The 14,823-nt window shown below is 56.4% G+C and carries 9 protein-coding genes; 4 read left to right on the plus strand and 5 right to left on the minus strand.

Going from position 1 to position 14,823, the window contains the following annotated elements:
* Positions 1-30: 30 nt before the first annotated feature.
* The 5 genes from NTW95_06850 to NTW95_06870 all read right to left on the minus strand — a co-directional run bounded on the left by NTW95_06850 (position 31) and on the right by NTW95_06870 (position 7,994).
* Positions 31-630 (minus strand): DUF4230 domain-containing protein, encoded by a 600-nt coding sequence (locus NTW95_06850; protein MCX6557135.1) that lies wholly within the window; start codon positions 628-630, stop codon positions 31-33.
* A 71-nt stretch (positions 631-701) separates the two neighbouring features.
* Positions 702-3,281 (minus strand): phosphoenolpyruvate--protein phosphotransferase, encoded by a 2,580-nt coding sequence (ptsP, locus tag NTW95_06855; protein ID MCX6557136.1) that lies wholly within the window; start codon positions 3,279-3,281, stop codon positions 702-704.
* Between the two features lie 16 nt (positions 3,282-3,297).
* Positions 3,298-3,597, minus strand: a complete 300-nt coding sequence (locus tag NTW95_06860; protein MCX6557137.1) for a PTS fructose transporter subunit IIB — start codon at positions 3,595-3,597, stop codon at positions 3,298-3,300.
* Positions 3,598-3,606: 9 nt separating this feature from the next.
* Complete coding sequence (locus NTW95_06865; GenBank protein MCX6557138.1) at positions 3,607-4,629, minus strand: PTS fructose transporter subunit IIC; 1,023 nt, start codon at positions 4,627-4,629, stop codon at positions 3,607-3,609.
* Complete coding sequence (locus NTW95_06870; protein ID MCX6557139.1) at positions 4,626-7,994, minus strand: glycosyl hydrolase-related protein; 3,369 nt, start codon at positions 7,992-7,994, stop codon at positions 4,626-4,628. Before NTW95_06870 ends, NTW95_06865 begins: the two co-directional genes overlap by 4 nt.
* Before the next feature lie 370 nt (positions 7,995-8,364).
* Between NTW95_06870 and typA the strand changes: the two genes are divergently transcribed.
* The 4 genes from typA (at position 8,365) to NTW95_06890 (ending at position 14,498) form a co-directional block, all read left to right on the plus strand.
* Complete coding sequence (gene typA, locus NTW95_06875) at positions 8,365-10,182, plus strand: translational GTPase TypA (GenBank protein MCX6557140.1); 1,818 nt, start codon at positions 8,365-8,367, stop codon at positions 10,180-10,182.
* A gap of 92 nt (positions 10,183-10,274) precedes the next feature.
* Positions 10,275-13,142 carry an N-6 DNA methylase gene (locus NTW95_06880; GenBank protein MCX6557141.1) on the plus strand — a complete coding sequence of 956 codons (2,868 nt, stop codon included), beginning with the start codon at positions 10,275-10,277 and terminating at the stop codon, positions 13,140-13,142.
* Positions 13,142-13,714 carry a hypothetical protein gene (locus NTW95_06885; protein MCX6557142.1) on the plus strand — a complete coding sequence of 191 codons (573 nt, stop codon included), beginning with the start codon at positions 13,142-13,144 and terminating at the stop codon, positions 13,712-13,714. Before NTW95_06880 ends, NTW95_06885 begins: the two co-directional genes overlap by 1 nt.
* Positions 13,698-14,498, plus strand: a complete 801-nt coding sequence (locus tag NTW95_06890; protein MCX6557143.1) for a GIY-YIG nuclease family protein — start codon at positions 13,698-13,700, stop codon at positions 14,496-14,498. Before NTW95_06885 ends, NTW95_06890 begins: the two co-directional genes overlap by 17 nt.
* Positions 14,499-14,823: the final 325 nt, after the last annotated feature.

Genomic DNA, 14,823 nt, shown 5'->3' on the forward strand with positions numbered 1-14,823 from the left:
GGACGATCTGGAGGATGGCGAGTAGTCTTTTCATGGCCGCCCCCCTTTTCCCCTGAAAACGACATGCACTGCCTGGAAGCCCATTTTCTTCAGCCACGATTCGAGCAGGATCCGGGCGTTGCGCGCCGCCCGCTGCAGGATGTCCATGCGCCCGACCTTGGCGCGGATGTCCTTTTCGCCCTGGCTGAGCAGGCCGTCCTTTTCCTGGTTGGAAAAATCGCTGCGCAGGATGCCCGATTCGTTGAATATCTCCCTCATGTTTTCCGGCTTCATGTTGAAGAGCAGGATTTTCGGCGCCGGCAGGGTGACGGTGACGGCCGAGTCGTTTTCCAGCTTGATGTCCTGGTCGGTCAATTCGTTCAAGTCAATGCCGGCCTTCACCGTGGCCGCGGCTTCGAAAAGGATTTTGCGGTCGCCGTACCAGGCGACGTCCTTGTAGGAGACGATCTTGGTCACGCTGTACTCGACGGTGGCCAGCTCGGCCAGGTCCTTCAAGGTGCGGACGCCGACGCTCGGCGGCACTCTTTTCCGCGGTACGGCCAGGTTGACCGCAAGCAACACCGCGGCTGCCGCGGCCAGGACGAGCAGCCGTCTGGCGAAGGCAGATTTCTTTTTCGGATCCGTATCCATGGATTCTTGCTCCCGTTGGCCTCTATTTTCCGTATATTTTGATTATAGGCGGGCAAATAAAAAAATGCAAATCAGCCGGATGTGATTCCGGCGCGGACTACGGCCAGCACGGTTTCCCTATCCTTGGCCGTGAGCAGCATTTCTCTGAAATCGTCATTCATCAACCGCCGCGACAAGCCGGCGATGAGCCGGAGATGCTCCTGTTCCTTGCCGTTGTCCGGGATGGCGATCAGCAGCACCGCCCGGACAGCGGAATCGGCTGCCTTGCCCCAGCGCATCGGCCGGCGCGGCCGCAGGAATGCGATGGAAGCGGCTTTGACCGCGGCCGCTTTGCCGTGGGGCAGGGCAAAGCCGAAGCCCAGGTCGGTGGCGAAGGTTGTCTCGCGCTTCCATACGGCCTCTTCCAGGGCCGAGGCGTCGGAAACCCGGCCGGCGAGCTCGAGGAGCCCGCAGAGCTCCTTGATCGCCTCGCCCGGCGTGCGGATTGGGGATTCGAGGCTGACCCACTCGGCGGCGATGATGGCGGCCCCCCCCTCAGGGGGCAGACCGATCGAATCCGCTCCGGGAGAGCGGATGATCGGTGCTGCGCGGCCGTTGAACTCATCCAGCAGCCGGCGGACTTCACCGGCGTCCGTGCAGCGCCCGGACCGCTGCAGCAGGGCGCGGCATTCGCCGCTGTCCAGTTCCCCCATGCGTTCCTTGACCGCGGCGATCCGCTGCGGGGCCATGCTGAGCTCGTCGAAGCCGGCGCCGACGAGCAGCGGCAAGAACTCCGGATTTCCCGCCATTTCGCCGCAGATGCCCAGCCAACGCTTCGCGCCCCGCGCCTGGGCTCCCACTCCTTCCAGCAGGCGCAGGAAAGCGGGGTGCAGCGGATCATAGAGGTTTTCCAACTTGGGGTTGCCGCGGTCCACGGCCAGGAAATACTGCAGCAGGTCGTTGCTGCCGACGCTGAAGAAATCGGCCTCCCGGGCCAACGATTCGAGCGACAGGGCGGCGGCCGGAGTTTCGACCATGATGCCGACTTCAAGCTTGGCGGCATGGGGGATCTTGCGCGCCCGCAGTTCTGCTGCAGCCTCCGCCAGAAGGCTGCGTGCCAGGCGCACTTCCTCAAGCGAGGTGACCATCGGCACCATGACCTTCAACCGACCGTGAGCGGCAGCGCGCAGGATGGCCCGCAGCTGGCAGCGGATTAATTCCCCGTGTTCACCGTAACAGCGGACGGCGCGAAAGCCGAGATAGGGGTTTTCTTCCGGCGGCAGCGCCAGGTAGGGTAGGCGTTTGTCGCCGCCGATGTCCAGGGTACGGATGATGACCGTCCGGCCCTTGGCCGAGCGGACCGCCCGGCTGTAAGCGGCAAACTGTTCATCCTCTCCAGGGGGAGCGTCGCGCTCAAGGAACAAGGTTTCGCTGCGGAAAAGGCCGACCGCATCAGCGCCGTTTCGCCAAGCGGGTTCCAGTTCGGCCGCGCTGTCGACGTTGGCCGCGATTTCGATGCGCAGCCGGTCATGGGTTTGCGCCGGTCGCATTTTCAGGACCGTGCGCCGCCGCGCCAGCCGGCGCAGCATGGTCGCTTCCAGGCGGTAGTAGCGTTTCAAGCCCGGGCCGGGTTTTTGGATGACCAGGCCGCGACGGCCGTCGACAAGGATCTCGCTTCCTGCGCCGATGCGCGCCAACCCGGCCAGAGGCAGGGAGACAGCGGGGATGCCGAAGGAACGCGCCAGGATGGCCGTATGTGAAGTGAGGCCGATGGGGCCCAGAACCAGGCCGCGCAGGTGTCTGCGTTCCAGGCCGAGCAGCTCAGATGGATTCAGGGTTGCTGCCACAACGATGCATGGAGCGTGCAAGGACGGACGGGCCTTCGCTGGCGAGGGGCCATACAGCTTTTCGACAAGCTGAAAGGCGAGATCTTCCAAGTCGCCGACCCGTTCCTGCAGATAAATGCTAGACGATTTTTCCAGGATGCGGGTGTAGTGGGCGGTTGTTTCGGCGATGGCTTGCCCGGCTGATTTATTTCTTCCGGTGATTCCATCGTTGATCCGCTCCCGGAATCCGGGATCGGCAAGGATGGCCAGGTGCGCTTTGATGATGGCAACGGCATTTCGTTCCCGGCAGGCGGCTGCGTTTTTTTGCAGGTCCGACTCTACTTCCAGGCAGGCTTTTTTAAATAGTTTCAGTTCCCTTTTTGCGTCGTTTTTCCCGGCGGCGAAGCGTTGCGGCAGCGTAGCAGTTTTTTGCCAAAGCACTGCCCGGCCGCGGCCGATCCCGGGCGCGATCGTCAAGCCCGGCCAGATGCGGGTGGCGCCATCATGGAAAACCGGCGGCAGCCAGTCCGCCCCCCTGCCGGCGGGGGCGGATGCCGGCTGCGGCATGTCGTCGTCGGCAAGGGGCAATTCCCGGCTCAGGAAAATGCGCAAGGCCCGAGCGGCTTCATCTTGCTGCGGGCCGCTGATCTCCAGGAGGCATGGATCGTTGTTCAGCGTATTGCTGGCCACCAGCTCCAGGATGCTCCGGGCGTCGGCCCGGTTTCGGTTGCGGTTGTTGCGCAAAAGGATGGTGGCAGTAAAGCGCAGGCATATCTCCTGCAGCTGGCTGGCTGGTCTGGCATGCAGGCCATTGGCCAGCGGAAATGTGAAAGGGATCTCTATCACGGCAGTCTTGAAATTTTCATTTCGCAACCGGGTTGAATAGTGCGGCGGGGTTCTTGATCGCTTCCTGCACTCCGACCTCGATAATTTTCAGGTTTTCAAAACGTTCGCGCTTCTGCACTGCAATATCGACGGCAAAAATAACAAGATCGGCTTCATCAATATCTTCCATACTCAGTTCGTTTTCTATGCCCATGGCTCCCTGGGTCTCCACCTTGACGCTATGGCCGAGCTTGCGACCGGTTTTTTCCAGCTGCTCGGCCGCCATGTAGGTGTGGGCGATGCCGGTCGGGCAGGCGGTGACGGCCACGATTTTCATCTTCTCCTCCTAGGTACGGGAAGCGGTGAACTTCTTGACGGCGTTGATCAGCAGCGCCACGGCCAGGGAACCGGCCGCGATGGCCAGGACGTAGGCCAGGCGGTTGTCGACGACCGGGATGACGATCGGCCCGCCGTGCGGGGCGTGGTCGCCCACGCCGCCGAGCATGGCGATCACCGCGGCGATCATCGAGCCGAACATGATGACGGGGATGACGCGCAGCGGATCGGAGGCGGCGAAGGGAATCGCCCCCTCGGTGATGCCGATCATGCCCATGGCCAGGCTGGCGTAGCCGGCCTCGCGTTCCTGCTGGGTCCAGGATTTGCGCGCCAGCAGTGTAGCCAGGCCCAGCCCCAGCGGCGGCACGCAGATGGCGGCGGCACAGGCGCCCATGGGGGCGAAGTTGCCCTCCTTGATCATGGCCGCGCCGAAGAAGAATGCGACCTTGTTGACCGGGCCGCCCATGTCGAAGGCGATCATGGCGCCAAGGACGGCGGCCAGCAGGACGCGGTTGCCTGTGCCCATGACCGCCAGCCACGATGAAAGGCCGGCCATCAGGTCGCGGATCGGCAGGCCGAGGAAGCGGAACATGACAAAGCCCACGATGAGAGAGGCGATGACCGGGATGACCAGAATAGGCATCACCGGCTTGAAGTAGCGGGGAATTTTCACCTTCTTGATCAGCATGACCACCAGCCCGGCCAGCAACCCGGCGACCAGCCCGCCCAGGAAGCCGGCGCCGATCTGGTTGGCGATGGCGCCGCCGACAAATCCCGGCACCAGCCCCGGCCGGTCGGCCATGCCGAAGGCGATGTATCCGGCCAAAACCGGCACCAGCAGCGAAAAGGCGCTGCTGCCGATGTCCATGATTAGCTTTAGAAAAGGCGAGCGCGAGAAATCGGGGCCGCCCGGGCCCATGGGGGCGAAGGCGATGGCCACGGCGATGAGGATGCCGCCGCAGGCGACGAAGGGGATGGCATAGGAAACTCCCGACAGCAGGTATTGCCTGACCTTGAACAAGCCCTGTTTCATCGATCACCTGCCGCCGGCGGCGGGAAGCTGACCTTGACGGTCTTGATCTCGAAGGGGCGGAAGGAAAGCTTAAGGCGGTTGCCCATGAATTGCAGCGGGGCGAACTCGTTCTCCAGCAGGTCGGTCGTCGCGACCCGCGCCGGTTTCCTGAAAAAGGCCAGCACGGCGTTTTCCGCCTTGCCGTTCGCTTCGTAGAGGCGGAATACCAGGCCCGAGCCGTCCTCGGCCAGCTTGATGGCATCGAGAATCACCCCCTCGGACTCAACGCCGAAGAAACTGTATGACAATGGCAGCGATCCCCCATGTTTCTCAAGGATGCGGGCGATGAGCGGTTGGTTGAGCTCCTGGCCGCGATGCACGACTTGGCTCTCGTTCCATTTGCCGGCATGGGGATAGATGGAATAGGTGAACTCGTGGCGGCCGCGGTCGGCCAGCGGGTCGGGCCAGGTGGGCGAGCGCAGCAGCGACAGCTTCATGACGTTGCCGTGAATGTCGTGGCCGTACTTGGAGTCGTTAAGCAGGGCGATGCCTCCCTTTTCGTCTGACAGGTCGGCCCAGCGCAGGGCCGGCACCTCGTAGCGCGCCTTTTCCCAGAGCGTTTCGAAATGCGTGTTGCGGCCGATGGCTGCGAAGGGGATCTCGTAATAAGCCTCGTCGGCCTTGACAGCGATCGGGAAGCAGGCCTTGAGTGAGAGGTGGTCCTCCCACCAGTCGGCCTCGGTGCGGATGTCAATGCGGTCCAATCCGTTGTAGAGTGTGATATATTGTTTGAAAAACGAAGAGGGGAAATCCTCGGTCGGGTAGGAGCGCTCCTTGGAGAGGCCAAGGAAACTCTTGTCGATGCGGTAGACGGTCTTCACCGGGCCGGAGGAGAGCAGCTCTACCTTGACGGCCTTGTTCAGCTCCCAGCCGCGACCGGTGTAGCCGATGTTCCAGGCGTCCCAGTTCTCGGGCCGGTCCTCGTAGACCCACAGCTTGTTGGCCTCCTCTCCCGGCGCCACGAACTCGCGGTTCAAGCGCTTGTCGAAGATGCTTGTGATGTTGCCGCTGGCGTCATCGATCACGACGCGCAGTGCCTCATTTTCCAAGAGAAATCCCGAATATTCAAAGTCTCTTTCTGTGCGTTCTAAAGTAATTTCTTCCATCGGCTTTTTGGGAGCAGGGACCAGTGAATAGACCCTATAGCCCAGGGGCGGAACCTTGCTGGCAATGAAGCTGATCTCGATCTCTCTGCAACTGCAGCTTTCCATCGGACTGATTTGAAAAACGATATCGTGGCCCACTTCATCCAGCAATTGCAGATCATGGTAACCCTTCAGAAAGGATATGGCACTTATAGGAATGGACAAGGTCACGACGTCGTCGCGCTCCCAGGAAAGGGGATTGAAAACGAGCAGCGGCGTGCCTGGAAGGGCCGCCGTGTTGATATTTGAAGCGATCTTTTCCAAGGCGCCATCTTTCAGCCGGCCCAGGTCTTCCTGGACCGTCTTGAAAGTCTCCAGTGCGTCGCGGTAGACCGGGGTGATGCTCGAGCCGGGAAGGATGTCGTGGAACTGCAGGGTGAGGGCGCTCTTCCAGTTTTCCTCCATTTTTTCTTTTGGATACTTGCCGCCAAGGAGGTAAGCAATCGATGAAACTTTCTCAATCGTCGCCAGCAATGCCTCGGTGCGGCGGTTGTTCTTCTTGATCGCCCCCTGGGTGGTGAAGGTCCCCTGGTGGTACTCGAGGTAGAGCTCGTCTTTCCATAGCGGCAGGTCCAGCTTATCGCTCCGCTTTTTCTGCAGGAAGGGGCTCGGTGTGGTGTGGATGAACTTCGGCGCCAGCGCCAGCTTGCCGTAGCCGCGCACGCGGTCGAGGATCTCGCGGTTCGGGCCGCCGCCGTGGTCGCCGAGGCCATACAGGATCAGGCTTTCCTTGAGGCCGGTGGTGGCCTCGTATTTCGAGATGCCGTTGGCCACGTCCTTCAGCTGCAGCGAACTGTCGTAGCTCAGCGGCGGCATGTAGGTCAGGATGGTGCTGCCGTCGACCCCCTGCCAGTTGAAGAGGAAGTGGGGGAAGACGGTGGTGTCGTTCCACCAGAGCTTCTGGGTGATGAAGCTGTCGATGCCGCCCAGCTTGTAGAGCTGCGGCATGTTCCAGTTGTAGCCGAACGAGTCGGGGTTCCAGCCGATGCGCACGTCGGCGCCGAACTTTTCGCGGAAATATTTCTTGCCGTAGAGGAGCTGGCGCGCCCAGCTCTCGCCGGCGATCAGGTTGCAGTCGGGCTCGACCCACATGCCGCCGACGATCTCCCAGCGGCCGGCGCGCACCTTTTCCTTTATCTGCCGGAACAGGTCGGGGTGCTTCTTCTCGATCCAGTCGTAGGTGACGGCCTGGCTCTGGGCGTAGGTGAGCTCACGGTACTCGCCCATGTTCGCGATCACCGTCTGGTAGGTGTTCTTGCTCAGGGCCATGGTCTCGGCCATGCGCCACAGCCAGGCGATGTCGATGTGGGCGTTGCCCACCAGGTTGACGCGGAACTCCTGCAGATAGGCCTTGATGTCCCCGGCCAGGCGCAGCGCGCGCTTGAGCGAGGCCTGCACCCTTGGCCAGTCGCCCACAGCGAGCGCCTGTTGGTCGAAGGCGGCGACCGCTCGATCAAAAGCGGCGTTGAGCCGCGCCAGCTTCGCCTTGTCCACCCGCCGCATGTCGGGGATGTCGTAGGGCTTGCCGGTAAAGGTGAAGCGCTTCAACTCGGGGTTGAGCAGGGTGTCGGCCAGCTGGAAAGCCTGCAGCCAGTTTTGCAGCACGTTGCGGTTCGGTTCCGCGGCCGGGAAAAACAGCTCGGCCGTTTGCAGGACGAACTCGCTCCCCTCGTCAACGGGGGCGCCGCGCCGGCGCTCGGGCCAATAACCCGTCCGCGCCGGGACGAAGCCGCGGTTTTCCACCGCGATCCTCAGTACATGGGCTTCGTTGTCGGCCTGGGGGGTCAGGGCGATCTGGCTGTCGGCTTCGGCCGCGGTGCCGCTCTCGCCGTGGACGGCTGCCTGTTCGAGTTCCCGGTCGTCCAGGAAAAAGGTCGCCTGGACAAGCCCGCGGGCGCTCATCTTGACCTTCAGCGCCAGCGGCGTCCCGGTAACCTTTTTGGCGGCCAAAAGCGCCGGCGCCGTAAAATGGGCGCGCAGATAGAAAACCGGGGCGATAATGCTGCGCCCAGGCTTGTACGTTTCCCAGCGGCTGTCGTCCAGCGACTGCTCCCACTCCAGCAGCCGGGTGTCGAGAACCTTTTCCAGCCCGGCCATCTTCTCCCGCGCCGTCGCGGCCGCCAGTATTGTTGCAAGAACAGCTATCCAAATCGCCGCCAGAATGATTGTCGTTTTTTTCATGACTCACTCCTTCAAGGACATGGTCTATTCTATTTAGATTTGCCGTAATAGTCAAAACCATGGCCTTATTCCGACAGTTCAAATCCCCCCTTCATCCCCCCTTGGTAAGGGGGGAAAAGAATAAAAAAAGGAGAACTAATTGAGCGCTTGCTCGGGAAATGCTGGTTTCCTTCCCCCCTTATCAAGGGGGGTGGCCCCCTGGGCCGGGGGGATAAAACAATAGCGGGAAGTTCTTAGGAGCTGAGACTGTTTCCAACGCCCGGATAAATATGGTATAATAAAATAAACGGTAGGCCCGTTCTCGTTGCTGAACCGATTACCCGGAATCGCAATTCCCTTTCGGAATAGAAACAGGCAAAGCCGAAACACCATGAAGAAATTTAAAAATATCGCCATCATCGCCCACGTCGACCACGGCAAGACGACGTTGGTCGATGCCATGCTAAGGCAGGCCGGCGTCTTCCGCGACAACCAGGCCGTCGCCGAGCGGGTGATGGACTCCAACGACCTGGAGCGCGAGCGCGGCATCACCATCTTTTCCAAGAACGCCGCCTTCCCATACCAGGGCTACAAGATCAACATCGTCGATACGCCCGGCCACGCCGATTTCGGCGGCGAGGTGCAGCGCATCATGAAGATGGTCGATTCGGCGCTGCTCCTGGTCGATGCCTTCGAGGGGCCCATGCCCCAGACCAAGTACGTGCTGAAGAAATCACTGGAGCAGGGGCACCGGCCGATCGTGGTCATCAACAAGATCGACCGCCCCAACGCCCGCCCCGACGAGGTGCTCGACGCGGTGTTCGATTTGTTCGTCGAGCTGGGCGCCGACGACCAGCAGCTCGATTTCCCGGTCCTTTACACCTCGGCCAAGGAGGGGATCGCCCGCTTCGAGCTGCACGACAAGAACAAGAACCTGAAGCCGCTTTTCGAAACCATCCTGCGCCACGTGCGCGAGCCCGAGGGCGACCGCACCAGCCCCTTCCAGTTCATGGCCTCGGCCATCAGCTACGACAACTACCTGGGCAAGATCGGCACCGGCCGCATCCACAACGGCACCGTGACCCAGGGCGAAGAGGTCATGCTCATCAAGCGTAACAACGAGCGCAAGCCCTTCAAGGTCACGCGCATCTTCACCTATGACGGCATCCTGCGCGTCAGCGTCCCCGAGGCTGTCGCCGGCGACATCGTGTCGCTGGCCGGCATCGAGGAGATCGACCTGGGCGAGACGGTGGCCGACATCGACCAGCCGGTGGCGCTTCCGGCCATGGACATCGACGAACCGACCCTGGCCATGACCTTCGCGGTCAACGACTCGCCTTTCGCCGGCCAGGATGGCCGCTTCGTGACTTCCACCCAGCTGCACGGCCGGTTGCGCCGCGAGATTCTGAACAACGCCAGCCTGCGCCTCGAGGAGACTGCTTCCAAGAAGGCCTTCCTGATCAAGGGGCGCGGCACGCTGCAGCTGTCGATCCTGATCGAGAACATGCGCCGCGAGGGCTACGAGTTCCAGGTCTCCAAGCCCGAGGTCATCTGCCGCACCGTCAGCGGTCAGCGCTGCGAGCCCATGGAGCTGGCCGTCATTGACGTCGCCGACGCCTACGCCGGCGTGGTCATCGAGATGCTCGGGCAGAGGAAGGGGGAGCTGCGCAACCTGGTCCCCGGCTCGGACGGCTATACCCGCCTCGAGTTCCGCATCCCGGCCCGCGGCCTGATCGGGGTGAACAACGACTTCTTGACCGCCACCCGCGGCACCGGCATCCTCAACCACAGCTTCACCGGCTACGAGCCGTTCATGGGCGAGATGAACCGCAAGACCAAGGGGGTGCTGGTCGTCCACGAGCCCGGGGTGTCGGTGGCCTACGGACTCTTCGGCCTGCAGGAGCGCGGCAGCCTGTTCATCGGCGCCGGCGTGCCGGTTTACGCGGGGATGATCGTCGGCGAGCACAGCAAGGACAACGACCTGGTGGTCAACGTCTGCCGCACCAAGAAGCTGACCAACATGCGCGCCGCCGGCTCCGACGACGCCGTCCGCCTGACGCCGCCGCGGCCGTTCTCGCTGGAGCAGGCCCTGGACTACATCGAAGACGACGAGCTCCTGGAGATCACGCCCAAGAACATGCGCATGCGCAAGAAAAAGCTGGACGCCCACAGCCGCAAGCAGGACGAAAAATTGAAAAAAGCCGGCTGACAGTGACAACGTAGGGGCACGGCGCGCCGTGCCCTTACAATAGAAATCCTTGACATAAAGCCCCCAATAGGTTAAATCTTGGACAAATCGCCATGAGTAAAACTTTCGATCAGGGAAGGGAAGAGATAGCCAAATTATGCCGGTACTTCGCCGATAACCGACAGGCCTTTCTTGCTCCCGGAGTCAAGGAAGCCCACATCCGTCTGAGCCTGATCGATCCTTTTTTCGAGGCCTTGGGTTGGGACCTGCGCAACGCGGCCATGGTCGCGCCGCAGTATCGCGAGGTCATCACCGAGGACAGCCTGGAGATCGAGGGACAGCAGAAAGCCCCGGATTACGCTTTTCGGGTCGGCACCCTTTCCAAGTTTTACACCGAGGCCAAAAAATGCGGTGTCAATATCAATGCCGACCCCGGACCGGCTTATCAATTGCGCCGCTACGGTTGGAGCGCCAAGGTTCCCCTCTCCATCCTGACCGACTTCGAGGAGTTGGGGGTTTATGACTGTTCGCTCAGGCCCCGGCCCACGGACAAAGCAAGTTTCGGACGCATCCAATATTTCCGCTCGGAGGAATATCCTGACCGCTGGCGGGAACTTTGGGATATTTTTTCGCGCGAGGCCGTGTGGGCCGGAGCTTATGACCGTTACGCCGCTTCCAAGCGCAAGCGCGGCACTTCGGAAGTGGACAGCGAATTCCTGAAGGAGATCGAAGGCTGGCGCGATTCTCTGGCCCGCAACATCGCCCTGCGCAATCTGTATTTAGGCTATGACGATCTGAACACCGCCGTGCAGCGCACCATCGACCGCCTCATTTTCTTGCGCATGGCCGAGGACCGTGGCAGCGAGTCTTATGGCCAGTTGCTTAAACTCTGCGAACGACCCGGCATCTACGCCCGCTTCGTGGGTGACCTGTGCCGCAAGGCCGATGAAAAATACAATTCGGGAATCTTTCATTTCAAGAAAGAAGAAGGGGTCGCGGAATCACCCGACCTTCTCACTCCCAAGCTTCAGATCGACGACAAGGTGTTCAAGCCCATCCTGCAAAATCTCTATTTCGAGAACGGTTCGCCCTACCATTTCGGCGTTTTGCCGGTGGAGATCCTGGGCACGGTCTATGAGCGTTTCCTGGGCAAGGTCATCCGTCTGACCGCCGACCACCGGGCCAAAGTGGAGGAGAAGCCCGAAGTACGTAAAGCCGGCGGCGTTTACTACACTCCGGCCTACATTGTGAACTACATCGTTACAAACACTGTTGGCAAGATGATCGAAGGCAAGAGCCCGGCGCAGTTGGCCGGCGGCAAGAGCGGCCAGCCGCTGCGCGTCCTGGACATGGCCTGCGGTTCCGGTTCATTCCTCCTTGGCGCTTATCAATGTCTGCTCGACCACTGTCTGAAATGGTACTTGGAAAACCGTCCGGAAAAACACAAGGAGGCCGTTTACTTTGACAGCCGCCGCAAGTTTTGGCAGCTGACCATCACCGAGAAAAAGCGCATCCTGATCACCCATATTTTCGGCGTGGACATCGATCTCCAGGCGGTCGAGGTCTCAAAACTGTCTTTGCTGCTCAAGGTCCTGGAAGGCGAAACCGACGAAACGGTGGGCCAGTCCCGGCAGCTTTTCCACGAAAGGGCTTTGCCCAATCTCTCCAATAACATCAAGTGCGGCAACTCTCTGATCGGCCCCGACTACTTCTCCGGCCGCCTGATTCCCGACCCCGATGAAATGAAGCGCGTTAATCCCTTCGACTGGACCCGCGAGTTCCCGGAAGCCATGAAGGCAGGGGGTTTTGATTGTGTGATCGGTAATCCGCCATACTTGTTTATTACTGAAGTTTCGAAAATTGATCGTGAATATTATCAAACAAGCTTTAAAACCATAAACTATCGCTTTGATTTGTATGGATCTTTTATAGAAAAAGCTTTAACGCAGATTATTCGAACAAATGGATCTCTAGGATTTATTATCCCACATACACTCCTAAGTAATGATTCTTTCAAATCTCTACGATCTTTACTTGCAAGAAATACTCACCTGTATCAAATTGTTGACTTAGGACCAGGAATTTTCCAAGATGCAAAAAACGAAACAATGTTAATATTTTTTCAAAAGACCACTCCAGATATTAAAAGTAAGGTCGAAGTAATCCGAACAAATTCAAAGGAATTTCTTACTAAGTATAATAAATCCAGTATTGCACAATATAAATGGGCAGATGAAGATGGAAATTCATGGCTCGTCCGGACATCTCAAGAAAATATTTCCATTTTAGAGCGTTTTGAAAAACAATCAAAAAAACTAGGTGATTTTTGTACTGCTAATCAAGGGTTGCGTACAGGCAATAATGAAAAATATTTATCAAATAAGCCGAAAGGAGATATTTGGAAATCTGCCGCAGGCGGAAAAGAAATCGGGAGATATTTGCCAATTCCGAAAACTCTTTTTGTTTATTATGATCCAAATGTTTTAGACGCGCCTCGGAGACCTGAAATATTTATTTCAAGTGAAAAAATTGTTGTCCAAGAAATTCGAAATATTTCTTTAACTCGTCGAATTGTTGCAACTTTGGATACTGATAAAACAATCTGTTTGCAATCAACAAATGTAATTAACTTGAAAAAAGATGCGCACTTGGGGGTCTACTATATTCTCGGAATTCTTAACAGTTCGGCGGTTAATTATTTTTTTCGCTGTCGTTTCCCAGGAAACAATCATATCCCTTCAAATCAGTTATTGAGAATTCCGATTCCGATTCCTTCTAATGAACAAATTCAAAAGGATTTAATTGGTTTTGTGCAAACCATTCTAAATCTTAACTACCAGCTCCAAAATACCACATCCGATTCGTTAAAACTGAATATTAATCGCCATATTGATGCAACTGACAACGAAATCGATCGCTTGGTTTATAAATTGTATGGATTGACTCAGACAGAGATCGATATGATTGAAGGAAGTGAATAGTGTTTAAAATTATTTATGAGTTTTTTATTTCAATCCCTCCAATTATTATTTCTACTGCAGCTTTTTGCATTTCTGTTTTTGTTTTGTATCAGAATTTTTTGAAACCTTTTTGTCTTTATGTTTTGACAGGACATTATCTAATTGAGGTTAAAAACAATTTTTTATACGTAGATTTATCAATAGTTTTTTTTAATAGAGGAATGCGGATTGGTGTTATAGAAAATATCTTTTTAGATATAAATTATGGTAATGAAATAATTCGATTGAATCAAAGACATATCAGGAAATTTAAGGATTCCCCAGAACTTGTTATTGAAAGATTTTGGAGTCCTTTTTTTCTTAATGGAAAAGCAGAAATCAATCAAACAGTTAGTTTTTATAGTAACCGAAAAATTGAAAATCAAATTGAAGGAAAAACTTTAGGTATGCTAACTGTTCAATACAAAAAAAACCCGAAAAAAGATAAATTAGTATTTCTTCGAAAAAAAATAGATTTTAATTTAATTAGCAAAGATAAATTCCAGCTAAATAAAAATCTTTTGGAGTTGTCAGTAAATGAAAAAACAACGTAAACGGACTCCGCTTGTCGTGGAGCACCTTGAAGGCATTTCTCGGGCGGCGATCGGTCGCTTTCCTGAACTGGTCACGGAATTTGCCCGCGGCAAGAGCGGTGTTTACGCGCTATACAAAGGTGAATCATTATATTATGTCGGACTGGCTAAAAACTTGCGTTCCCGCTTGCACCATCATCTGCGCGATCGTCACGCCGAGGAATGGAACCGTTTCAGCATATACCTGACCCGCGATGATGAACATTTGAAAGAGCTTGAATCTCTGGTACTCAGAATCGCTTCACCAAAAGGTAACCGCACATCAGGGAAGTTTATGGAATCCCGCGACCTCTTCAAATTATTCAAGCAAAAAGCTCAACAGATGCAGCGCAAAGAGCTTTTTGAAATTACGGGCGATGAACAAGTTGAAGTTTCAAAAGACCGCTCTGAACGTCGGCGGCTGGGAGAGTTCGATACCATCGTCTGCCCAGCCCATCCGGAAGGCTTTCAGGAAGAATTCTTAGGAAAAAACCGCTGGTACGCGATCCGCATCTCGAAAAGTGTCATTCCTCATCTTAAATACATTGCCATTTATGTCAGCGCGCCGCTGCATAAAATCACCCATTATGGCCGAATAAATTCTATAAAACCCTACCAGGAAAGCGGGAAATACATGGTCAAGCTGAGCGGCAAGGCCAAATTGATCGGACCGATCGTCCATTCGCCCGGGATTTCCATGCAAGGTCCCCGACTGGCAATAATGGAAAGATTAAAGAGAGCGCGGACTCTTGCCGAGGCTTTGTAGAATCGGTTAGGGATGGTTAGTGATTTTATGACTTTTCGGCTTGAGGCAGCGGTTCAACAAGGGGTTTAAACCCCTTGTTTAGATGCGTTAAAGAATCCGTAGTAACCCCTTAAAATGATTGTTTATGATAAAATTATACGGAAAAGTATTTTGGGGATAACTTGAAAGAATTAATTCAAGTTATAGTTTAATGTTTTTTATAAAACAAATTAAATGCAAGGAGATTGTTAAACATGAAAAATTCTAAAAATTTAACAGGGATTGCGGGAACTTACTATCTTGCTGCCGAATTATCAAAACGAGGATATGTTGCGTTGGTTACAAT

The sequence above is a fragment of the Candidatus Aminicenantes bacterium genome, from assembly GCA_026393795.1.
Taxonomy (GTDB): domain Bacteria; phylum Acidobacteriota; class Aminicenantia; order UBA2199; family UBA2199; genus UBA2199.

Coding starts and splice junctions, on each gene's coding strand:
- NTW95_06865 (MCX6557138.1), bottom strand. CDS start 4,629: ATGAAACAGGGCTTGTTCAAGGTCAGGCAATACCTGCTGTCGGGAGTT.
- NTW95_06850 (MCX6557135.1), bottom strand. CDS start 630: ATGGATACGGATCCGAAAAAGAAATCTGCCTTCGCCAGACGGCTGCTC.
- typA (MCX6557140.1), top strand. CDS start 8,365: ATGAAGAAATTTAAAAATATCGCCATCATCGCCCACGTCGACCACGGC.
- NTW95_06870 (MCX6557139.1), bottom strand. CDS start 7,994: ATGAAAAAAACGACAATCATTCTGGCGGCGATTTGGATAGCTGTTCTT.
- NTW95_06860 (MCX6557137.1), bottom strand. CDS start 3,597: ATGAAAATCGTGGCCGTCACCGCCTGCCCGACCGGCATCGCCCACACC.
- NTW95_06880 (MCX6557141.1), top strand. CDS start 10,275: ATGAGTAAAACTTTCGATCAGGGAAGGGAAGAGATAGCCAAATTATGC.
- NTW95_06890 (MCX6557143.1), top strand. CDS start 13,698: ATGAAAAAACAACGTAAACGGACTCCGCTTGTCGTGGAGCACCTTGAA.